21 protein-coding genes are annotated in these 19,994 nt (G+C 61.1%); 15 read left to right on the top strand and 6 right to left on the bottom strand.

Annotated features, from left to right (window positions below; genetic code table 11):
• Positions 1 to 109: 109 nt before the first annotated feature.
• Positions 110 to 553: an RNA polymerase-binding protein DksA gene (gene dksA, locus HU767_RS20875; RefSeq protein WP_186709115.1), complete on the bottom strand. Its 444-nt coding sequence runs from the start codon at positions 551 to 553 to the stop codon at positions 110 to 112.
• Positions 554 to 891: 338 nt separating this feature from the next.
• On the opposite strand from dksA, the gene HU767_RS20870 reads away from it, so the two are divergent.
• Together HU767_RS20870 and sfsA are read left to right on the top strand one after the other, a co-directional pair.
• A complete protein-coding gene (locus HU767_RS20870) occupies positions 892 to 2,064 on the top strand; it encodes a pyridoxal phosphate-dependent aminotransferase (RefSeq protein ID WP_186730366.1) in 1,173 nt (390 codons plus the stop codon).
• Complete coding sequence (gene sfsA / locus HU767_RS20865; RefSeq protein WP_186730365.1) at positions 2,064 to 2,810, top strand: DNA/RNA nuclease SfsA; 747 nt, start codon at positions 2,064 to 2,066, stop codon at positions 2,808 to 2,810. Before HU767_RS20870 ends, sfsA begins: the two co-directional genes overlap by 1 nt.
• Here sfsA and HU767_RS20860 read toward each other — a convergent pair.
• Positions 2,766 to 3,083, bottom strand: coding sequence for a Rieske (2Fe-2S) protein (locus HU767_RS20860; RefSeq protein ID WP_186709124.1), 318 nt, complete (start codon positions 3,081 to 3,083; stop codon positions 2,766 to 2,768). The genes sfsA and HU767_RS20860 overlap by 45 nt on opposite strands.
• Positions 3,084 to 3,330: 247 nt before the next feature.
• On the opposite strand from HU767_RS20860, the gene HU767_RS20855 reads away from it, so the two are divergent.
• From HU767_RS20855 to HU767_RS20840, 4 genes are read left to right on the top strand one after another with little or no spacing between them, the layout of a single operon-like run.
• Positions 3,331 to 4,209, top strand: a complete 879-nt coding sequence (locus tag HU767_RS20855; protein WP_186730364.1) for an ABC transporter substrate-binding protein — start codon at positions 3,331 to 3,333, stop codon at positions 4,207 to 4,209.
• Positions 4,210 to 4,259: 50 nt separating this feature from the next.
• Positions 4,260 to 5,243, top strand: coding sequence for an iron ABC transporter permease (locus tag HU767_RS20850; RefSeq protein WP_186709154.1), 984 nt, complete (start codon positions 4,260 to 4,262; stop codon positions 5,241 to 5,243).
• Positions 5,243 to 6,010 carry a heme ABC transporter ATP-binding protein gene (locus HU767_RS20845; RefSeq protein WP_186709128.1) on the top strand — a complete coding sequence of 256 codons (768 nt, stop codon included), beginning with the start codon at positions 5,243 to 5,245 and terminating at the stop codon, positions 6,008 to 6,010. The genes HU767_RS20850 and HU767_RS20845 overlap by 1 nt, the downstream gene beginning before the upstream one ends.
• Before the next feature lie 22 nt (positions 6,011 to 6,032).
• Positions 6,033 to 6,881: a ChaN family lipoprotein gene (locus tag HU767_RS20840; protein ID WP_186709136.1), complete on the top strand. Its 849-nt coding sequence runs from the start codon at positions 6,033 to 6,035 to the stop codon at positions 6,879 to 6,881.
• Between the two features lie 222 nt (positions 6,882 to 7,103).
• Here HU767_RS20840 and HU767_RS20835 read toward each other — a convergent pair whose 3' ends face one another.
• The 3 genes from HU767_RS20835 to HU767_RS20825 form a co-directional block, all read right to left on the bottom strand.
• Positions 7,104 to 7,376 carry a TfoX/Sxy family protein gene (locus HU767_RS20835; protein ID WP_003205623.1) on the bottom strand — a complete coding sequence of 91 codons (273 nt, stop codon included), beginning with the start codon at positions 7,374 to 7,376 and terminating at the stop codon, positions 7,104 to 7,106.
• A gap of 222 nt (positions 7,377 to 7,598) precedes the next feature.
• A complete protein-coding gene (locus HU767_RS20830) occupies positions 7,599 to 7,940 on the bottom strand; it encodes a pentapeptide repeat-containing protein (protein WP_186709138.1) in 342 nt (113 codons plus the stop codon).
• Positions 7,941 to 8,031: 91 nt separating this feature from the next.
• Positions 8,032 to 9,588 carry a bifunctional aminoglycoside phosphotransferase/ATP-binding protein gene (locus HU767_RS20825; protein ID WP_186709139.1) on the bottom strand — a complete coding sequence of 519 codons (1,557 nt, stop codon included), beginning with the start codon at positions 9,586 to 9,588 and terminating at the stop codon, positions 8,032 to 8,034.
• Positions 9,589 to 9,706: 118 nt separating this feature from the next.
• Here HU767_RS20825 and mrcB point away from each other — a divergent pair, with 118 nt between their 5' ends.
• From mrcB to HU767_RS20810, 3 genes are read left to right on the top strand one after another with little or no spacing between them, the layout of a single operon-like run.
• Positions 9,707 to 12,025, top strand: a complete 2,319-nt coding sequence (gene mrcB / locus HU767_RS20820) for a penicillin-binding protein 1B (protein ID WP_186709141.1) — start codon at positions 9,707 to 9,709, stop codon at positions 12,023 to 12,025.
• Positions 12,026 to 12,041: 16 nt separating this feature from the next.
• The gene (locus HU767_RS20815; protein WP_186709143.1) at positions 12,042 to 12,761 is read left to right on the top strand and encodes a hypothetical protein; all 720 of its coding nucleotides are present in this window, start codon (positions 12,042 to 12,044) and stop codon (positions 12,759 to 12,761) included.
• Positions 12,761 to 13,090, top strand: a complete 330-nt coding sequence (locus HU767_RS20810; protein ID WP_186730363.1) for a YqcC family protein — start codon at positions 12,761 to 12,763, stop codon at positions 13,088 to 13,090. The genes HU767_RS20815 and HU767_RS20810 overlap by 1 nt, the downstream gene beginning before the upstream one ends.
• 6 nt (positions 13,091 to 13,096) lie before the next feature.
• Here the strand turns inward: HU767_RS20810 and HU767_RS20805 are convergent, their stop codons facing one another.
• Positions 13,097 to 13,519, bottom strand: a complete 423-nt coding sequence (locus HU767_RS20805) for a DUF4124 domain-containing protein (RefSeq protein WP_186730362.1) — start codon at positions 13,517 to 13,519, stop codon at positions 13,097 to 13,099.
• A gap of 400 nt (positions 13,520 to 13,919) precedes the next feature.
• Here HU767_RS20805 and HU767_RS20800 point away from each other — a divergent pair, with 400 nt between their 5' ends.
• The 6 genes from HU767_RS20800 to msrQ all read left to right on the top strand — a co-directional run bounded on the left by HU767_RS20800 (position 13,920) and on the right by msrQ (position 19,899).
• Positions 13,920 to 15,644: an acetolactate synthase 3 large subunit gene (locus HU767_RS20800; protein ID WP_186709149.1), complete on the top strand. Its 1,725-nt coding sequence runs from the start codon at positions 13,920 to 13,922 to the stop codon at positions 15,642 to 15,644.
• A gap of 2 nt (positions 15,645 to 15,646) precedes the next feature.
• A complete protein-coding gene (ilvN, locus tag HU767_RS20795) occupies positions 15,647 to 16,138 on the top strand; it encodes an acetolactate synthase small subunit (RefSeq protein ID WP_003176102.1) in 492 nt (163 codons plus the stop codon).
• A gap of 45 nt (positions 16,139 to 16,183) precedes the next feature.
• On the top strand, positions 16,184 to 17,200 hold the full coding sequence (ilvC, locus tag HU767_RS20790; RefSeq protein WP_003185459.1) for a ketol-acid reductoisomerase: 1,017 nt from the start codon (positions 16,184 to 16,186) through the stop codon (positions 17,198 to 17,200).
• 144 nt (positions 17,201 to 17,344) lie between these two features.
• The gene (gene pssA, locus HU767_RS20785) at positions 17,345 to 18,190 is read left to right on the top strand and encodes a CDP-diacylglycerol--serine O-phosphatidyltransferase (protein WP_053125264.1); all 846 of its coding nucleotides are present in this window, start codon (positions 17,345 to 17,347) and stop codon (positions 18,188 to 18,190) included.
• 75 nt (positions 18,191 to 18,265) lie between these two features.
• Positions 18,266 to 19,279, top strand: coding sequence for a protein-methionine-sulfoxide reductase catalytic subunit MsrP (msrP, locus tag HU767_RS20780; RefSeq protein ID WP_186730361.1), 1,014 nt, complete (start codon positions 18,266 to 18,268; stop codon positions 19,277 to 19,279).
• Positions 19,279 to 19,899, top strand: a complete 621-nt coding sequence (gene msrQ, locus HU767_RS20775; RefSeq protein ID WP_186730360.1) for a protein-methionine-sulfoxide reductase heme-binding subunit MsrQ — start codon at positions 19,279 to 19,281, stop codon at positions 19,897 to 19,899. Before msrP ends, msrQ begins: the two co-directional genes overlap by 1 nt.
• The last annotated feature ends 95 nt before the right edge of the window (positions 19,900 to 19,994 follow it).

Raw genomic sequence — 19,994 nt, 5'->3', positions numbered from 1 at the left:
CGCTTTCGCGAGCAAGCCCGCTCCCACATGGGTTCACCAGGCTTGGGGAGAACTTCGGAAACAAAAAACGGAGCGTATGAACGCTCCGTTTCGGTGACAGCCCCAGCAATTACTTGCCGACCTGTTTTTCCTTGATTTCCGCCAGGGTCTTGCAGTCGACACACATGTCGGCGGTCGGACGCGCCTCCAGACGCTTGACGCCGATCTCGACGCCGCAGGACTCGCACCAACCGTACTCTTCGTCTTCGATCAATTGCAGGGTCTTGTCGATTTTCTTGATGAGCTTGCGCTCACGGTCACGGGCGCGCAGCTCGAGGCTGAACTCTTCTTCCTGACTGGCACGGTCGGCCGGGTCGGGGAAGTTGGCCGCTTCGTCTTTCATGTGATCCACGGTGCGGTCGACTTCCTGCATCAAGTCCTGTTTCCACTTGTTCAGGATCTTGGTGAAGTGCGCGCGCATGGGGGCGCCCATGTACTCTTCGCCAGCTTGCGGGACGTACGGCTCAAACCCGCTGAGCGTTTGATTTTGATTTTGCTTTGCTTGGGTGGGCATGAATGGACCGCCTCTACTCTTGTAATCCACTACGCAGGATTGCTCCATCACCGACACCTGCCGGCCCTGCGGCTGCAAGCGGGCGAACTTACCAGATCAAATCGGGCCGCGCTACTCCCGGTTGTCGAGCCTGCGGCGGCCGGGGCTTGTAAAACGTGGCCGGGTTCGCTTCGGTGGGGATATCAACCTGCTCAATGCTTGATTCTAGTCAAGCCTGGGCCAATCGCGGGAGTCATTTCCTGCAATCCGAGGGCTCAGACCGCTTCGGGTTCGTGCTCGTTCCCGCAGTTGTTCCCGAGTTGGGTAGAATCGGTTCTTTTTCCCCTGAAGGAAGGCCAATGGCTCAGCCCTACAGTGCGCGCAGCCGCGCCATCGAACCTTTCCATGTGATGGCGCTGTTGGCCCGCGCCAACGAACTGCAAGCCGCCGGGCATGACGTCATCCACTTGGAGATCGGCGAGCCGGACTTCACCACCGCCGAGCCGATCATCCAGGCCGGCCAGGCCGCGCTGGCGGCGGGCAAGACCCGTTACACCGCGGCCCGGGGCATCCCTGAGCTGCGCGAGGCCATCTCGGGTTTCTATGGGCAGCGCTACGGCGTCGACATCGACCCTCGACGCATCATGATCACGCCGGGCGGCTCTGGCGCGCTGCTGCTGGCCAGCGCGTTGTTGGTCGACCCGGGCAAGCATTGGCTGTTGGCCGACCCTGGCTATCCCTGTAACCGTCATTTCCTGCGCCTGGTGGAAGGCGCGGCGCAATTGGTGCCGGTGGGGCCGGATGTGCGTTACCAACTGACGCCGGACCTGGTGAACCGCCATTGGGACCAGGACAGCGTCGGTGCGTTGGTGGCCTCGCCGGCCAACCCGACCGGGACGATTCTGGCCCGGGACGAGCTGGCGGGGCTGTCCAAGGCCATCAAGGCCCACAACGGCCATCTGGTAGTGGACGAGATCTATCACGGCCTGACCTACGGCACCGACGCCGCCAGCGTGTTGGAAGTGGATGACGATGCCTTTGTCCTCAATAGTTTTTCCAAGTATTTCGGCATGACCGGTTGGCGGCTCGGCTGGCTGGTGGCCCCTTCGGCGGCCATCGGCGAGCTGGAAAAGCTTGCGCAGAACCTCTACATCAGTGCGCCGAGCATGGCCCAGTATGCCGCCCTGGCCTGTTTCGAGCCCGCCACCATCGAGATCTTCGAGCAGCGTCGGGCCGAGTTCGCGTTGCGCCGCGACTTTCTGCTGCCGGCCTTGCGGGAATTGGGCTTCGGCATCGCGGTGGAGCCGCAAGGGGCGTTTTACCTCTATGCCGATATCAGCGCGTTCGGCGGCGATGCCTTTGCGTTCTGCCAGCATTTCCTGGAAACCGAACACGTGGCCTTCACGCCGGGTCTGGACTTCGGACGCCACCAGGCCGGCCACCATGTGCGTTTCGCCTATACACAGAGCCTGCCGCGGTTACAGCAAGCGGTGGAGCGAATCGGGCGCGGACTGCGGAGTTGGCAAGGCTGATGCACTTTTCCCCTGCGTTGGAAGAAGGCCGCTTGATACGACGTTACAAGCGTTTTCTCGCTGATATCGAGACCGTTCACGGCGAACTTCTTACCATTCACTGCCCCAACACTGGCTCGATGCTCAATTGCATGGCCGAAGGCGCGCGCGTCTGGTTCAGTCGCTCCAGCGACCCCAAGCGCAAGTTGCCCGGCACTTGGGAAATCGGCGAAACCCCTCAGGGACGGCTCGCCTGCATCAATACCGCACGGGCCAATGCCTTGGTTGAAGAAGCCTTGCGCGCAGGCGTCATCAGTGAACTGAACGGGTTTACCGGGCTCAAGCGTGAAGTGGCCTATGGCGTGGAAAACAGCCGTATCGATTTTCGCCTGGACTACGATCAAGGCTCGGCCTGGGTCGAAGTCAAAAGTGTCACGCTGGGGTTCGATGGCACCCACGTGGCGGCGTTTCCCGATGCGGTGACCTTGCGTGGGGCCAAACACTTGAGAGAACTGGCCTGCCTGGCCCGGCAAGGCGTGCGGGCGGTGCAGCTGTATTGCGTGAACCTCAGTGGCATCGAGGCCGTGCGCCCGGCACACGAAATCGACCCGGTGTACGCCGCTGCCCTGCGTGACGCGGTGGCGGCGGGTGTGGAGGTGCTGGCCTACGGGGTCACGCTGACGCCCGAGCAGATGTGGGTTGACCGTGCGTTGCCGGTGTTGCTAGAGCTCGACCCAGACGCCGTGCTCGTCCTCCCGGCTATCTAGGGCAGCGAGGAACTGACCGGCGCAGGGGCCGGCCACGCATTCACCACTTTCGATCAGGAACAGCGCGCCGTGAGTGGCGCACTGGATCAGGCTGGCGCTGGGGTCGAGGAACTGGTCGGGTTGCCATTCCAGCGGCACGCCACGGTGCGGGCAGCGATTGAGATAGACATACACCTGGCCGGCGCGCCGCACGGCCAGGAGCTTGCGCCCATCGAGCTCGAAGCCGCGACTGCCGTTGTCGGGCAATTGGGCGGCGGTACAAAGAAACTTCATGGGTGTCCTCGGTAAGAACCTGTGGGAGCGGGCTTGCTCGCGAATGCAGTGTGTCAGGGGACGCAGTGCTGTATGAGACACCGCATTCGCGAGCAAGCCCGCTCCCACAGGGTTCTCTCATTTGCCGGGGAAGATCCATGCTTGACGGTCAAATGAAAACAATTATCAAATGGCGCCTCCTTCACAGTGGCTGAGGATACTTGGCCCTACCCGGTCCTGTGAAAAACTTCTTCGAGGAAGCTGCCCGATGCGCCTGAACATCCGCGTTGTTGCGCTCTGTGTCGCACTGTTGGTCAACCAGGGGATCAGCGCCGCTGAGTCGCCGCAGCGTTGGGTCAGCGCTGGCGGCGCCCTGTCGGAGTGGGTCAGTGCGCTGGGCGGCGAACCGAAACTGGTGGGCGTGGACACCACCAGCCAGCATCCTGAGTCGTTGCGGGCCCTGCCCAGCATTGGCTATCAGCGACAATTGTCCGCCGAGGGTGTATTGAGCCTGCGCCCGCAGATCCTGGTGGGCACCGAAGAAATGGGACCTCCACCGGTGCTGGCGCAAATCCGCAGCGCCGGCGTGCAGGTCGAACTGTTCTCGGCCACCCCTGACCTGCCGACGTTGCAAGGCAATTTGCGTCACTTGGGCCAGTTGCTGGGGGCCGAGGCCGCGGCAGCCCAGGTATTCGATCGTTATCAGGAACAGCTCACCCAGCAACACGCCCGTGTAGTGGAGGCCCAGCGTAAGCAAAAGGCACCTGGGGTGTTGCTGTTGGTGGGCAGTTCCGGTGGCAAGCCACTGGTTGCTGGCAAGGGCACTTCCGCCGACTGGCTGTTGCAGCAGGCCGGCGGTCACAACCTCGCGACTCACAGTGGCTACAAGTCTTTTTCCGTGGAAAGCCTGGCTGGCCTGAATCCTGAAGTGCTGGTCTTCGCCGACCGAGCCCTGAGCGGTGAAGAGGCGCGAGCGGCGTTGTTCAGGGAAAACCCGATCCTCTCCTCGACCCGGGCCGCGAGGGACGGGCGCGTCATGGAGCTCGACCCGACGCTGTTGGTGGGCGGGTTGGGTCCGCGTCTGCCGCAAAGCCTGGTGAAACTGACGGCCGGTTTCTATCCGGCTGAGTCGGCCACGGCGCCATGACCGCGTTGGTCAAGCCACGCACTTTATTCATCGGCCTGGGCCTGCTGTGTCTGCTGGCGACCTGGTTGTCCCTGGCCCTGGGGCCGGTGAGCCTGCCGCTGCTGGACACTTTGCGCGCCGCCTTGCGCTTGTTGGGTTTGCCAGTGGCCGCCGATGGCCTGGAGCAGGCCGAACTGATTCTTGGCCAGATCCGTTTGCCACGCACGCTGCTCGGCTTGGCGGTGGGCGGGGTGTTGGCGTTGTCCGGCGTGGCGATGCAGGGCCTGTTCCGTAACCCATTGGCGGACCCGGGGCTGGTGGGGGTGTCCAGCGGCGCGGCGCTCGGGGCCGCATTCGCGATTGTCGCTGGCTCGACGCTGGGCGGGTTGCCCGAAGCCTTTGGTCCCTACGTGTTGTCGTTGTGTGCGTTCCTCGGCGGGCTCGGCGTGACGGCGCTGGTCTATCGTCTCGGTCGACGCAATGGCCAGACCCATGTCGCGACCATGCTCTTGGCCGGCATTGCCTTGACCGCGTTGTCCGGTTCCGCCGTTGGCCTGTTCACTTACCTGGCAGACGACGCGACCCTGCGCACCTTGACGTTCTGGAACCTGGGCAGTCTCAACGGCGCCAGCTACGCGAGGTTGTGGCCGCTGTTGCTGGTCAGCGCCGGCGTCGCGCTCTGGTTGCCACGCCGGGCCCGGCAACTCAATGCGCTGTTGCTGGGTGAGTCCGAGGCCGCCCACCTGGGTGTCAACGTCGAAGCCCTCAAGCGTGAGCTGGTGTTTTGTACGGCGCTGGGGGTTGGCGCGGCGGTGGCGGCGGCGGGCATGATCGGCTTTGTGGGGCTGGTGGTGCCGCATCTGGTGCGCCTGGTGGCCGGCCCTGATCACCGGGTCTTGTTGCCCGCTTCGGTGCTGGCGGGCGCAAGCCTGTTGTTGCTGGCCGACCTGGTGGCACGCCTGGCGCTGGCCCCGGCGGAATTGCCGATCGGCATCGTCACGGCGTTCATCGGCGCGCCGTTCTTTCTCTATCTATTGGTGCGAGGGCGCGCCTGATGCTGCGAGCGCAGAACCTGCACATTCAACGTGGCCGGAAAACCGTGCTGGCGGGCGTCGATCTGCTGCTCAACCCCGGCGAAGTGCTAGGTGTGCTCGGGCCTAATGGTGCGGGCAAAAGCACCTTGCTGGCGGGCCTGTGTGGCGAATTGCGCCCGAGCCAGGGGCAGGTCTGGCTCGATGACCGGCCACTGGCCCACTGGCAGGGTGCCGAGCGCGCCCGCCGCCTGGCGGTCTTGCCGCAATCGTCAACCCTGGATTTTGCTTTCCGTGTCGAGGAAGTCGTCGGCATGGGGCGCTTGCCGCACCAGAGCGGCCGGCTGCGGGACGAGCAAATCGTCGCCGCGGCGCTGCAAGCGGCGGACGCCGCGCATCTGCATGGCCGCAGTTACCTGGCGTTATCCGGTGGCGAACGCCAGCGGGTGCATCTGGCGCGGGTGCTGGCGCAGTTGTGGCCCGGTGAAACAGGGCAAACCCTGTTGCTGGACGAGCCCACTTCGATGCTCGATCCGTTGCACCAGCACACCATCCTCCAGGCAGTGCGGGAGTTCACCAGTCGCGGCGCTGCCGTGCTGGTAATCCTGCATGACCTGAACCTGGCGGCGCGTTACTGTGATCGCCTGTTACTGCTCGCCTCCGGTCGACCGGTGGCCCTGGACACGCCCCGGCAGGTGCTGCGCCCGGAACCGCTCAAGGCGGTGTTCGGCCTGGACGTGCTGGTGCAAGACCATCCGGAGCGCGGGCATCCGTTGATCATTGCCCGCTGAGGGCGCCCTGGAGGATAGGGACGTGCGCTTGCTCCTGATTCTGGCATTGAGTGTACTGACGGCCTGCCAGAGCATTGCTCCGCCCCCGCTTGGCGGACGGATTCGTGACTTGCACAACGGTCAGGCCGTGACGCCTCAAGTGTTGGTCGAACGCCTGGCAAGGGCGCCACGAGTGGTGGTGGGTGAGCGGCACGACAATCCTGATCACCACGCGCTGCAGCGATGGCTACTCCAATCCTTGGCCGGGCAGCGGGCCCAAGGCAGCCTGTTGCTGGAAATGCTCACCCCCGCGCAACAGCCACGGGTTGATTCCGTTCGCCAGTTGCCCGCCTTGCCCAAGGATTTGCCCGGCGCGCTGGCCTGGTCCCCCGGCTGGGATTGGAATCTCTATGGGCCCATCGTCGAGTTTGCCCTGGCGCAACGTTATCCATTGCTGGCCGCCAATCTGGACGCCGCTGAGATCCAGCGCTTCTATCGGCAAGCGCCCGGCTTGGTGGGCACTCGCTCCAATGCCGTCACGGTGAAGGACGCGTTGTTGGAACAGATTCGTGAATCCCACTGCGGTTTGCTGCCAGAGTCGCAAATGCCGCCAATGCTGGCCGTACAGCAACAGCGTGACCGGCGCATGGCCGAACGCCTGCTGCAAGCGCCGACCCCGGCATTGTTGTTCGCTGGCGCCTGGCATGGGCGAAAAGATGTCGGTATGCCGCTGCATGCGCTGGATCTTGGCGCCAGCGAGGCACCGGTCGTCCTGATGCTGGCTGAGGAGGGCAGTGACGTAACGTCGGCCATGGCCGATTACGTGTGGTACACCCCGGCCATGCCGCCACAGGATTATTGTGTGCAGATGCGTGAACACATCCGTCAATGAGATTGCAGGCAAAAAAAGACCCGGCAAGAGCCGGGTCAAATAACCGTGATTAGCCTGATGAGGAGATATCTGAGAGTCCGAACCAAGGGCTGTTCAAATATCGACCAGTCTCGCGACCGGATGTGCTAATCATAGCGATTCTCATTACCATGTCAAACATTGTTTTACGATTCGTCGAAATAACCTCGCGGCCAGGGTTCGCACAGGGAACGAAAAGGGGTGTCAGGCTTTGTGGCGCGTCGAAATAGCGTCCAGCTGTTTATTCAAGGCTTCCTTGCGTTCAGCGGGGATGTCATTCCAATGCACATCCATCAACGCACCCTCAATGGCGTACAGCAACACCTTGGACGCCCGGAAACCGCGAGTGCGCACGGCGCGATAGGCATCCACGGCCCCGAGCCGGCGTAGATCAGAAGCGCTGTGGATACCCACGGCGTGCAGCCACTGGGCCGATGTCTTGCCCAGATTCTTCAGGTGTTGCAGTTCATCATTCATCGAGCCTCCTTGCGACGGCCGACTGGTGCGGTGGGCAAGCTTCTGAGCAGTGTAGCGGTCAGTAGGAAAAACGTGATTCTTTGGTGGGATTCGACGCAAAAGCTTCTAATGCATTACGCACGATGAGGTGGGAATAGACTGCATTCTCCAGCGCAAGCGAGGGCGCTGGAGATGTGTTCGGTCGGGGCAGGTCCGCGGGTTGAGCGGCCTCGTTAGAGACTGTCAGCGGGTGCGGTAGCGCAATCGGGTGCCGAAATTCATCGACATCAGGATTTCGTCCGCAGACAGCTCGGGCGGGAAGTAGGCCCCGGATATCTGCGCATGGGCCAGGCTCGCGCCTTCCAATGATGATTTGCGGAAATCGATGCCGCGTAAGTCGGTGGCACGGAAATACGCATCGGTGAAATCAACGTCCTCCGCGTTCAGTTCCCGCAGATCGAGGCCGCGAAAATCGCCGCCGCGCATGTCGACCGTGCCTTGAGGGCGCTCCTTGTTGAAGCCTGAAATGTCATCTTTGCGCAGCAGAGCATAAAGCGGGCTGTTGAGAATCTTGGGATGGCTCATTTCATATCACCTGTTGGTTTTATGACGCCAGTATAGTGCCACTATTTATTGGCCGTGAAGCCGGGCATCGCTTCACGGCCAAAATAGTGATTTACAGGCCTGGCAAACGCTGGCGGATTTGCGCGACGACAATGTCGAGCGTACCGCTTTCATTGGTTTGGACCCGTTTGCTGCAGAGAATTTCCGCCGGGGTCAGGGCTTCGCGGCTGGACTGTTGTGCGGCAATGACCGCCAGGTTCGCATCGGAGGGGTCTTGCTGGTCGGCCTGGCGCTGCGCCAGTCGGCTTTCGATGACCGCTTGCGGCGCGTCGCAGTCGAGAATCAGGAACGGAGCGCCGGTGGCCTCGGCGACTTTTGCCGCGGCATCGCGCTGATCGTGCTTGAGATAGGTGGCATCGATCACCACCGGGAAACCGGCGCGCAGGATCGTCGCGGCGACTTCATGCAGGTGGGCGTAGGTGGCGCTGCTGGCGTCGCTGCCATAAATGCCGGCCTGCGGATCGTTGGGGACCTGTTGTTGACCGAACAGGCGCTTGCGCTCCACGTCCGAACGCAGGCGAATGGCCCCCAGTGCTTCGACCAGGCGCATTGCGACATGGCTTTTGCCAACGGCCGAAACACCGTGGGTGATGGCCAGGAAGGGCGAAGGAATGGTGCTGTAGCTTTCGGCCAGGTTGGCGTAGTTGCGGTATTGGCGCAGGGTGGTTGCGCGCTGCACTGGATCGGCTTCGGCCGGCATGCTGAACAGTGCGACTTTGGCCCGGACGAGGGCGCGGTAGGCTTTATAGAAGTTCAGCAGTTCCAAGCCCTGGTAGTCGCCGGTCAGTTCCAGGTATTGGCTGACGAAACGCCGCGCCAACGATTTGAGGCCACGATCCTCCAGGTCCATCGCCAGGAAGCCGGTGTCGGCGTAGACGTCGGTGAAGCGGAACGGTTCGTTGAATTCGATGCAGTCGAAAATCACCACCTTGCCGTCGATCACGGTGGCGTTGCCCAGGTGGATATCACCGTGGCATTCGCGGATGAAACCGTCGGCCTTGCGCTGGGTGAGCAGCGGCTTGAGGCGTTCGAAACTGCTCTCGGCCCAGGCTTGCAGTGCTTCAAGTTGCAGCAGGTCGGCCTTGTCGTTGAGGAACGGGCGGATCTGTTCGAAGTTCTGCAGCACCGGCGCCATCACGCTTTGCGGCGTGCCGGCGACGTTTTCGGCGGGCACCTTGGGCGTGGAGAGGTGGAACTGGGCGATCTGGGCGGCCATCTCGTCGATGTGCGCGGTGGTCAGTTCGCCGTTGGCTTGCAGTGTGCTGAGCAATTGGCTCTGGGGGAATTGACGCATTTTCAGGGCGTATTCGATGGCCGGGCCGTCGCCACCGAGCTGTGGCGCTTCGGCGCTGCCGGTAACCGGCAGGACTTCCAGGTACAGGTCCTGGGTCAGGCGCTGGTTCAGGCGCAATTCTTCGTCGCAGAAATGCTGGCGCGCTTGGAGGTTGGTGAAATCGAGGAAGCCGAAGTTGACCGGCTTTTTGAATTTGTAGGCGTATGGCCCGGTGAGCAATACCCAGGAAATGTGGGTTTCGATGACCTGGAACGCTTCGACGGGATGCGGGTAGAGGGCCGGGTTTTGCAAGGCGGCGATCAGGGATTGGCTCACGGGCGGTCCTTCATAGACTGGAAAATTCAAGGCCGTCATTATGGCCGCTAGCCGCGCTAACGCAAACCGAGTGGGGGGCTCATGTTGAACCGCAGCAAAGTGCGTATAATCCGCCGCCATGACTCGTACCCGATCCCCCCGTACCCCCAAGAAACCACCCGCCAGCCGCCTGCGGCCCTGGCTGGGCTGGGCCCTTAAACTCAGCCTGGTGGGCCTCGTCGTGCTCGCCGGTTTTGCGGTCTATCTCGATGCCGTGGTCCAGGAGAAGTTCTCCGGCAAGCGCTGGACCATTCCGGCCAAGGTCTATGCCCGGCCGTTGGAGCTGTTCGTCGGACAAAAGCTGAGCAAGGCCGACTTCCTGACCGAACTCGATGCCTTGGGTTATCGCCGTGAAAGCGTGGCCAATGGTCCGGGTGCGGCCTCGGTCAATGGCAATACCATCGACCTCAACACCCGTGGTTTCCAGTTCTATGAAGGCATGGAACAGGCGCAACCGGTGCGGGTGCGTTTTTCCGGCGACTACGTGGCTGCGCTGACCGGCGCCAACAACGCGAGCCTGTCGGTGGTGCGCCTTGAGCCGCTGCTCATTGGTGGCCTGTACCCCAAGAATCTCGAAGACCGGATCCTGATCAAGATCGACCAGGTCCCACCGTTCCTGCTCGATACGCTGATCGCCGTCGAAGACCGCGACTTCTACCATCACTTCGGCGTCTCGCCCAAATCGATTGCCCGGGCTATCTGGGTCAACACCTCCTCGGGCCATATGCGCCAGGGCGGAAGTACCCTGACCCAACAGTTGGTCAAGAACTTCTACCTGACCAACGAGCGCAGCCTGACCCGCAAGCTCACCGAAGCCATGATGGCGTTGTTGCTGGAGTTGCACTACGACAAGCAGGAGATCCTGGAGGCCTACCTCAACGAGGTCTTCGTCGGCCAGGACGGTCAGCGGGCGGTGCACGGTTTCGGCCTTGCCAGCCAGTTCTTCTTCAGCCAGCCGCTGTCCGAACTCAAGCTGCATCAAGTGGCGTTGCTGGTGGGCATGGTCAAGGGGCCGTCTTCCTACAACCCGCGTCGTAATCCGGAACGTGCCCTCGAGCGGCGCAACCTGGTGCTCGACTTGCTGCAACAACAAGGTGTGGCGACAGCCGAGCAAGTCGAAGCGGCGAAAAAGATGCCGTTGGGCGTGACCAAGCGTGGCAGCCTGGCGGACAGTTCGTTCCCAGGATTCATGGACCTGGTCAAGCGTCAACTGCGGGAAGACTACCGCGACGAAGACTTGACCGAAGAAGGCCTGCGCATCTTCACCAGTTTCGACCCGATCCTGCAGATGAAGGCCGAAGCCTCGGTCGAGGACACCTTCAAGCGATTGGCGGGGCGCAAGGGCTCCGACGAAGTCGAGGCGGCCATGGTCGTGACCAACCCGGAAACCGGTGAGGTCCAAGCGATGATCGGCAGTCGCCAGGCCAGCTTTGCGGGATTCAACCGGGCATTGGACGCGGTGCGCCCGATCGGCTCGTTGATCAAGCCAGCGGTTTACCTTACCGCCTTGGAAAAGCCCAGCCAGTACACGCTGACGAGCTGGCTGTCCGACGAGTCATTCTCGATCAAGGGCGCGGACGGTCAGGTCTGGACGCCGCAAAACTATGATCGTCGCCCCCACGGCACGGTGTTCCTCTACCAAGGGCTGGCGCATTCCTACAACCTGTCGACGGCTCGCCTTGGGCTGGAAGTCGGCGTGCCGAACGTACTCAAGACCCTGGCGCGCCTGGGGGTAAGCCGCGAATTCCCGGCCTTCCCGTCGATGCTGCTGGGCGCTGGTGGGCTGACGCCAATAGAAGTGGCGGCGATGTACCAGACGTTGGCCAACGGCGGTTTCAATACACCGATGCGCGGGATTCGCAGCGTGCTGACCGCCGATGGCGAGCCGCTCAAGCGTTATCCGTTCCAGATCCAGCAACGTTTCGATCCGGCGTCCATTTACCTGATCCAGAGCGCGATGCAGCGGGTCATGCGTGAAGGCACCGGCAGTTCGGTCTATAACGTGCTGCCCCGGACCCTGACCCTGGCGGGTAAGACAGGCACCAGTAACGACTCGCGTGACAGCTGGTTCGCCGGTTTCAGTCAGGACCTGCTGGCGGTGGTCTGGCTCGGTCGTGATGACAACGGCAAGACCCCGTTCACCGGCGCCACCGGCGCGCTGCAGGTCTGGACCAGTTTCATGCGCAAGGCCGACCCGTTGCCGCTGGACATGCCGCAACCCGACAATATCGTCCAGGCCTGGGTTGATTCGCGTACTGGCCAAGGTTCCGACGCCAATTGCCCGGGCGCAGTACAGATGCCGTATATTCGCGGCAGCGAACCGCCACCCGGTGCAGCCTGTGGCGGCACGAATCCCGCCGAATCGGTGATGGATTGGGTCAAGGACTGGATGAATTAAGCAAAGAGGGTTTCAAGTGAACAAGTGGTTGATTCCAGCGGTAACGGCCGTGGCTTTGCTCAGTGGTTGCTCTACCGTACAACGCGGTTCGATTCCGGTCGTTGACTCCGGCACCGCTGTGTCCAACAGCGAGCGGATCTCGGCCAACGGTGGTTTCCGTCAAACGACGGTGAAACGACCCGTGCAGGGCCAGGCCCAGGCGATTCCGCAAGGCGACACCGGTGTGGTGGTGATGGTGCCCGGTGGCGGCGCGACGACCTCGGCGCCGATCAGCAGCACGCCGATCACGCCGGGCCCGATCACGCCAGGCCCTATCGAAACCTCGCCGATCGATCAGGGCAGCTACAGCATGCCCTCGACGCCGAGCAGCATCCCGTCGGCCAGTGCCGGTGGCTTGTCCGCCGATGAGCAACTGGACGGCCCGGTGCTGGCCCTGCTGACCACGGCACAACAGCAACAGGCTGGCGGCGACCTCAACGGCGCCTCCTCCAGCCTGGAGCGTGCCCAGCGTGTGGCGCCACGTGAGCCACAAGTGCTTTATCGCCTGGCCCAGGTGCGTATGGCCCAGGGCGATGCGCCGCAAGCCGAGCAATTGGCCCGCCGTGGCCTGACCTTCGCCAGTGGCCGCCCGGCACTTCAGGCCAGCCTGTGGGAATTGATCGCCCAGGCTCGTGAGAAACAAGGCGATTCGGCTGGCGCGGCGTTGGCCCGTCAGAAGGCCAAGGTTTCGCTCTGATGGATACGCGTTTTCCCCAAATCGCCGATCAGTTGCTGCTGATCGAACGGGAGCTACGGGTCCAGGGCTGGTGGAGCGAGGTTTCACCTTCGGCGCAGGCGCTGGCCAGTGTCGAGCCGTTCGCGGTCGACACCCTGGATTTCGAGCAGTGGCTGCAATGGATTTTCCTGCCCAGGATGAAAGCCATCCTGGAAAACGACCTGCCGCTGCCCAACGCCTCGGGCATCCTTGCCATGGCCGAGATGGTCTATGCCCAGCGGCCAGGGCAGGGCGCCCAGTTGCAGCGGCTGCTGGCGCAGTTCGATCAGTTGATCAGCGACGTCGGTTGATCGCCATTACTGGCAGTGTTCCTCGATCTGCTGGCGGGTCTCATCGATCCGCTGGCGTCGCTCTTCATCCGTGAGGCGGCGCATTTCCCCCTCCACGTCTTCCCGCACCCTGGGGTTGTTCTGCAATTGCGCCAGGTTGGTCCGGGCCTGTTCGCAGAACGCCTTGAGCTGGGCTTCCTGCTCGGCAACTTCTTTTTTGACCTGTTGGTCGATGGCCTTTTGATCGCCAACGACCCCGCCTGAAGCGGGGGGCGGTGGTTTGGGCGCTGGCGTCGCGGACTTGCCCACGGTCGTCGCTTCCACGCCTTGGGGCGGCTGGGCGCCAAAGTGGGTCACGCCTTGGGCGTCCACCCATTTATAGATCTGGCCGGCCATGCTCATCGGGCTCAGGCCTACCAGCAGGCTGGCCGTCAATAACATCATTCGCATGCTGTTTCCTTGTCTTGGATTGCGCAATTGAAGCTAACACAGTTGCCGTTTAAGGGTTTTTTCTTGCGTTCTCATGCGCTTACTTCGAATAAAGCACATAGACGACTTGACTTGAAGGAGGCGAAACAGAAGAATCCAAAGTCCGCTGTAGAGGGACTGCCAGAAGCAGACCCACTCGGCAGATCATGAGGCGCATATCCGCGCCGACCTGTTACACCCGCAACGCGTTACCTCGCGCTGGGTGGGAAAGGCCCGCAACACTTGGGACGATCCCAATACTTGCTCAGTCAGTGCTGACGTAGTCGGCGACCACCGTCGCTCATGCTCTGCCGAGAAGTAAACCTATTAAGACCCGTCCCCTTTTGTGGGTCGGTATTCTGGCGTTTTAGAGGTGAACAACGTGGAGCTTTTATCTGGCGGTGAGATGCTCGTCCGCTTTTTGCGTGACGAAGGCGTCAAATATATCTACGGGTACCCCGGTGGTGCTCTTCTTCATGTCTACGATGCCCTGTTCAAAGAGCCGGAAGTGACCCACATCCTGGTTCGTCACGAGCAGGCGGCCACCCATATGGCTGATGGTTATGCCCGTGCTACCGGCAAGGCCGGCGTGGTCCTGGTGACTTCCGGTCCTGGCGCCACGAACGCCATCACCGGTATCGCCACCGCGTACATGGACTCCATCCCGATGGTGATCATCTCCGGCCAGGTGCCCAGCACCATGGTGGGCACCGATGCATTCCAGGAAACCGACATGATCGGTATCTCCCGGCCGATCGTGAAGCACAGCTTCATGATCAAGCACGCGTCGGAAATCCCGGAAGTCATGAAGAAGGCCTTCTACCTGGCCGAATCCGGTCGTCCGGGTCCGGTCGTGGTCGACGTCCCCAAAGACATGACCAACCCGGCCGAGAAGTTCGAATACATCTTCCCGAAAAAAGCCAAGCTGCGTTCCTACAGCCCGGCGGTCCGTGGTCATTCCGGGCAAATCCGCAAGGCCGCCGAAATGCTGCTGGCGGCCAAGCGCCCGGTGTTGTACTCCGGTGGTGGCGTGATCCTCGGCGGTGGCTCCGCGCCGCTGACCGAGTTGGCCAAAATGCTCAACCTGCCGGTCACCAATACGCTGATGGGCCTGGGTGCGTTCCCGGGTTCGGACCGTCAGTTCATTGGCATGCTCGGCATGCACGGCAGCTACACCGCCAACCTGGCGATGCACCACGCCGATGTCATCCTCGCGGTCGGCGCGCGTTTCGACGACCGTGTGATCAACGGCGCGGCGAAATTCTGCCCGAACGCCAAGATCATCCACATCGACATCGACCCGGCGTCCATCTCCAAGACCATCAAGGCAGACGTGCCGATTGTCGGTCCTGTAGAGAGCGTGCTGACCGAAATGGTCGCCATTCTCAAGGAAATCGGCGAGGTTCCGAACAAGGAGTCCGTGGCCAGCTGGTGGAAGCAAGTCGATGAATGGCGTGGCGATCGCGGCCTGTTCCCTTATGACAAGGGCGACGGCAGCGTGATCAAGCCGCAGACCGTGATCGAAACCCTGTGCGAAGTGACCAAGGGCGATGCCTTTGTGACCTCCGACGTGGGCCAGCACCAGATGTTCGCCGCGCAATACTACAAGTTCGACAAACCCAACCGCTGGATCAACTCCGGCGGCCTGGGCACCATGGGCTTCGGTTTTCCGGCGGCCATGGGCATCAAGTTGAGCTTTCCGCAAGCCGATGTCGCCTGCGTCACGGGCGAGGGCAGCATCCAGATGAACATCCAGGAACTGTCCACCTGCCTGCAATATGGTTTGCCGGTGAAGATCGTGATCCTGAACAACGGTGTGTTGGGGATGGTTCGCCAGTGGCAGGACATGAGCTATGGCAGCCGTCACTCGCACTCCTACATGGAATCGCTGCCTGATTTCGTCAAGCTGGCGGAGGCCTACGGTCACGTTGGCGTGCGCATCACCGAATCGAAGGACTTGAAGTCGAAGATGGAGGAAGCGTTCGCCATGAAGGATCGCCTGGTGGTGATCGATATTGCGGTCGACACCAGCGAGCACGTCTACCCGATGCAGATCAAAGACGGCTCCATGCGCGATATGTGGCTGAGCAAGACGGAGCGTACCTAATCATGCGACACATTATTTCCTTGCTTCTGGAAAACGAACCGGGTGCGCTGTCTCGTGTTGTAGGCCTGTTCTCGCAGCGCAACTACAACATCGAAAGCCTGACCGTGGCACCCACCGAAGACCCGACTTTGTCGCGTCTGACGCTGACCACCGTGGGGCACGATGAAGTCATCGAGCAGATCACCAAGAACCTGAACAAGCTGATCGAGGTGGTCAAGCTGGTGGACCTGTCGGAAAGCGCTCACATCGAGCGTGAACTGATGCTGGTCAAGGTCAAGGCCACCGGCGCCCAGCGCGCCGAGATCAAGCGTACTACCGATATTTATCGTGGGCAGATCGTCGATGTCAGCGCCAGCGTCTATACCGTTCAGTTGACCGGTACCAGCGACAAGCTCGACAGCTTCATCCAATCGATCGGCACTGCCTCGATTCTGGAAACCGTACGCAGTGGCGTCACCGGGATTGCCCGCGGCGACAAAGTACTGAGCATCTAAACCAAATTAGCGAATGGCCTGAATGGCCGGATATAGGGGAAATTCATGAAAGTTTTCTACGATAAAGATTGCGACCTGTCGATCATCCAGGGCAAGAAAGTCGCCATCATTGGTTACGGTTCCCAAGGCCACGCCCAGGCGTGCAACCTGAAAGATTCCGGCGTTGACGTAACTGTCGGCCTGCGTAAAGGCTCGGCCACCGTTGCCAAGGCCGAGGCCCACGGCCTGAAAGTGACCGACGTGGCTTCTGCCGTTGCCGCTGCCGACCTGGTCATGATCCTGACCCCGGACGAGTTCCAATCGGCGCTGTACAAGAACGAAATCGAACCGAACATCAAGAAAGGCGCCACCCTGGCCTTCTCCCACGGCTTCGCGATCCACTACAACCAAGTCGTGCCACGTGCCGACCTCGACGTGATCATGATCGCGCCGAAGGCCCCGGGTCACACCGTGCGTTCCGAGTTCGTCAAGGGCGGCGGTATCCCTGACCTGATCGCGATCTACCAGGACGCATCCGGCAACGCCAAGAACGTGGCCTTGTCCTACGCTGCTGGCGTGGGTGGCGGTCGTACCGGCATCATCGAAACCACCTTCAAGGACGAGACCGAAACCGACCTGTTCGGCGAGCAAGCCGTTCTGTGTGGCGGTACCGTCGAGCTGGTCAAGGCCGGTTTCGAAACCCTGGTTGAAGCCGGCTACGCGCCAGAAATGGCCTACTTCGAATGCCTGCACGAACTGAAGCTGATCGTTGACCTCATGTACGAAGGCGGTATCGCCAACATGAACTACTCGATCTCCAACAACGCCGAATACGGCGAGTACGTGACCGGTCCGGAAGTGATCAACGCCGAGTCCCGCCAGGCCATGCGCAATGCCCTGAAACGTATCCAGGACGGCGAATACGCCAAGATGTTCATCAGCGAAGGCGCCACCGGCTATCCTTCGATGACCGCCAAGCGTCGCAACAACGCCGCCCACGGTATCGAAATCATCGGCGAGCAACTGCGTTCGATGATGCCGTGGATCGGTGCCAACAAGATCGTCGACAAAGCCAAGAACTAAGTCGCGAGCTTGATCGAAAAACGCGGCCTTGGCCGCGTTTTTTCGTTTGGGCGATGGCTTCTGGTATAAAGCTGCATCGTTTGCGGCCGAACCGTCGTCCCAGACATCTGTCGAATTTTTTCACACCGTTGCAAGGTATTGTCCATGAGCGAACGTCCCGACGAGCCAAACCAGGCTCCTGACGCCGAAAGCCTGTTGCCCATCGATGAACATATCGAAGAAGGCCATGACGCTGAAGGCCGAAAGGTCCGGCATCGTGGCATCTATCTGCTGCCGAATCTGTTCACCACCGCGAACCTGTTCGCCGGTTTCTATTCCATCATCAGCTCCATGAGCGCCCAGGCCGCCTTGAGCGCCGGCGATAGCGCAGGGGCGAGCCGTTACTTCGCGTTCGCCGCCATTGCGATCTTCGTCGCCATGGTGCTCGATGGCCTGGACGGGCGCGTCGCCCGCATGACCAATACCCAAAGCGCGTTCGGCGCCGAATATGATTCGCTGTCCGACATGGTCGCGTTTGGCGTGGCGCCCGCCTTGCTGGCGTTCGGCTGGGCGCTGGGAGACATGGGCAAGGTCGGCTGGATGGTCGCCTTCATCTATGTGGCGGGTGCGGCGTTGCGCCTGGCGCGTTTCAACACCCAGGTCGGCAAGGCTGACAAGCGTTACTTCATCGGCCTGGCCAGTCCGGCTGCGGCGGGTGTCGTGGCGGGTGTGGTCTGGGCATTCAGCGACTATGGCATCCAGGGTTCAAAAATGTCGTTCCTGGTGGCGCTGCTGGTTGCCGCGGCGGGGATGCTGATGGTCAGCAACATCAAGTACAACAGTTTCAAGGAGCTGGATCTGAAGGGGCGTGTGCCGTTCGTTGCGATTCTAGCGGTGGTGCTGGTATTCGCCGTGGTGTTCAGTGATCCGCCGCGTATCCTGCTGCTGGTATTCCTCGCTTATGCGGCTTCCGGCCCGGTGCAGTACTTGTTGCGTCTTCGCCGACGCTAAACGTTGCCTTAATGTAATTTCCCCCATACTCCGCAGTCTATTGGTGCACCTGCCCTCCAATACTGCGGAGTTGTCATGCTGATCAAGATCCCCAAGTCGTCCGACTGCCGTGAATCGGACGTCACGCCCGAATCCTTCTATCTATCTCGTCGCCAGATGCTCGGTGCAACCATGGCGGGTCTCGCCGTGAGCAGCTTGCCGCAATGGGCCAGCGCTGCCGATGCGGCGCGTTATGCCGATGTCGAACCGGGCAAGGCGCCGTCCTGGTTTGCCGAGAAACTGCCTTCGGTCCAATGGGAGGCGGTCACGGTCAAGAATGAGGCGATCACACCGTTCAAGGACGCGACCCATTACAACAACTTCTATGAGTTCGGCACCGACAAAGGGGACCCGGCAGCCAATGCCGGCTCCTTGAAGACCGAGCCCTGGAGCGTGGTGGTGGACGGGGAGGTGGGTAAACCGGGGCGCTATGGGTTGGAAGACTTCATGAAGCCTTATCAACTGGAAGAGCGGATTTATCGGCTGCGCTGTGTCGAGGCCTGGTCCATGGTTATTCCGTGGATCGGCTTTCCCATCTCCGCATTGCTCAAGCAAGTCGAGCCGACCTCAAAGGCCAAGTACATCCGTTTCGAAACCCTGCAGGACCCCAAGGTCATGCCGGGGCAGCGTTCCGGTTTCGCCTTGATCGACTGGCCGTATGTGGAGGGGCTGCGTTTGGACGAGGCGATGAACCCGTTGGCGATTCTCGCGGTGGGGATGTACGGGCGGGAGTTGCCGAACCAGAACGGCGCGCCGCTGCGGTTGGTGGTTCCTTGGAAGTATGGGTTCAAAAGTGTGAAGTCCATCGTGCGCATCAGTCTGGTGAGCGAGCAGCCGAAGACCACGTGGCAAAGCATTGCGTCTGACGAATACGGTTTCTATGCCAACGTCAATCCAACAGTCGATCACCCGCGTTGGACCCAGGCACGTGAGCGCCGTTTGCCGAGCGGGCTGTTCAGTCCCAATGTGCGCGACACGCTGATGTTCAACGGCTATCAGGATGAAGTCGCTTCTTTATATGCAGGGATGGACCTGAGGAAGGACTACTGATGCGTTTTCCAGTCTGGCGAATCAGCGTCTTCATCGCGGCGGCGGTCTGGCCGTTGTTCTGGCTTTACGAGGCCTTGATGAATTCGTTGGGTCCTGACCCGGGCAAAGTGCTGGTGGATCGGCTCGGGTTGGGGACGCTGATCCTGTTGTTGATCACCTTGAGCATGACGCCGTTGCAGAAATTGACGGGGTGGGCGGGGTGGATTGCAGTCAGGCGTCAATTGGGGTTGTGGTGCTTTGCTTATGTGGTGCTGCATTTAAGCGGGTATGCGGCGTTCATATTGGGGTTCGACTGGTCGCAGTTGGGCGTCGAGTTGAGTAAGCGGCCTTATATTATTGTGGGGGCGCTTGGGTTTCTCGGGCTATTGGCATTGGCGGTTACATCCAATCGCTACAGTCAGCGACGATTGGGGGTGCGCTGGAAGAAACTGCATCGCCTGGTGTATCTGATTCTGGGGCTGGGGCTGCTGCATATGCTGTGGATCGTGCGGGCGGATCTGAAAGAATGGGCGATATACGCCTTTATAGGTGCCGCACTATTAGTGCTAAGGGTGCCGTCGGTTATGCGTCGGATCCCGCGTTTGCTGGGTAGGAAAGTATCTTCTGCAACAAAAGCGTAATTAGGGGTTGACGGCAGATTCTGGAAGTCTATAATTCGCCCCACTTCCGGCGCAGTCGAAACGGAAAACTCCTTGAGATTCAATGAGTTAAGTAG

It is taken from the genome of Pseudomonas sp. SWRI179 (assembly GCF_014268705.1).
Lineage (GTDB): Bacteria > Pseudomonadota > Gammaproteobacteria > Pseudomonadales > Pseudomonadaceae > Aquipseudomonas > Aquipseudomonas zanjanensis.
Note: the sequence above shows the minus strand (reverse complement) of the source record. Positions and strands in the feature narration are given on the sequence as shown.

Coding starts and splice junctions, on each gene's coding strand:
- msrQ (WP_186730360.1), top strand. CDS start 19,279: ATGCGTTTTCCAGTCTGGCGAATCAGCGTCTTCATCGCGGCGGCGGTC.
- HU767_RS20810 (WP_186730363.1), top strand. CDS start 12,761: ATGGATACGCGTTTTCCCCAAATCGCCGATCAGTTGCTGCTGATCGAA.
- dksA (WP_186709115.1), bottom strand. CDS start 553: ATGCCCACCCAAGCAAAGCAAAATCAAAATCAAACGCTCAGCGGGTTT.
- ilvN (WP_003176102.1), top strand. CDS start 15,647: ATGCGACACATTATTTCCTTGCTTCTGGAAAACGAACCGGGTGCGCTG.
- ilvC (WP_003185459.1), top strand. CDS start 16,184: ATGAAAGTTTTCTACGATAAAGATTGCGACCTGTCGATCATCCAGGGC.
- HU767_RS20830 (WP_186709138.1), bottom strand. CDS start 7,940: ATGAGCCATCCCAAGATTCTCAACAGCCCGCTTTATGCTCTGCTGCGC.
- pssA (WP_053125264.1), top strand. CDS start 17,345: ATGAGCGAACGTCCCGACGAGCCAAACCAGGCTCCTGACGCCGAAAGC.
- HU767_RS20860 (WP_186709124.1), bottom strand. CDS start 3,083: ATGAAGTTTCTTTGTACCGCCGCCCAATTGCCCGACAACGGCAGTCGC.
- HU767_RS20845 (WP_186709128.1), top strand. CDS start 5,243: ATGCTGCGAGCGCAGAACCTGCACATTCAACGTGGCCGGAAAACCGTG.
- HU767_RS20855 (WP_186730364.1), top strand. CDS start 3,331: ATGCGCCTGAACATCCGCGTTGTTGCGCTCTGTGTCGCACTGTTGGTC.
- msrP (WP_186730361.1), top strand. CDS start 18,266: ATGCTGATCAAGATCCCCAAGTCGTCCGACTGCCGTGAATCGGACGTC.
- HU767_RS20835 (WP_003205623.1), bottom strand. CDS start 7,376: ATGAATGATGAACTGCAACACCTGAAGAATCTGGGCAAGACATCGGCC.
- mrcB (WP_186709141.1), top strand. CDS start 9,707: ATGACTCGTACCCGATCCCCCCGTACCCCCAAGAAACCACCCGCCAGC.
- HU767_RS20870 (WP_186730366.1), top strand. CDS start 892: ATGGCTCAGCCCTACAGTGCGCGCAGCCGCGCCATCGAACCTTTCCAT.
- sfsA (WP_186730365.1), top strand. CDS start 2,064: ATGCACTTTTCCCCTGCGTTGGAAGAAGGCCGCTTGATACGACGTTAC.
- HU767_RS20805 (WP_186730362.1), bottom strand. CDS start 13,519: ATGCGAATGATGTTATTGACGGCCAGCCTGCTGGTAGGCCTGAGCCCG.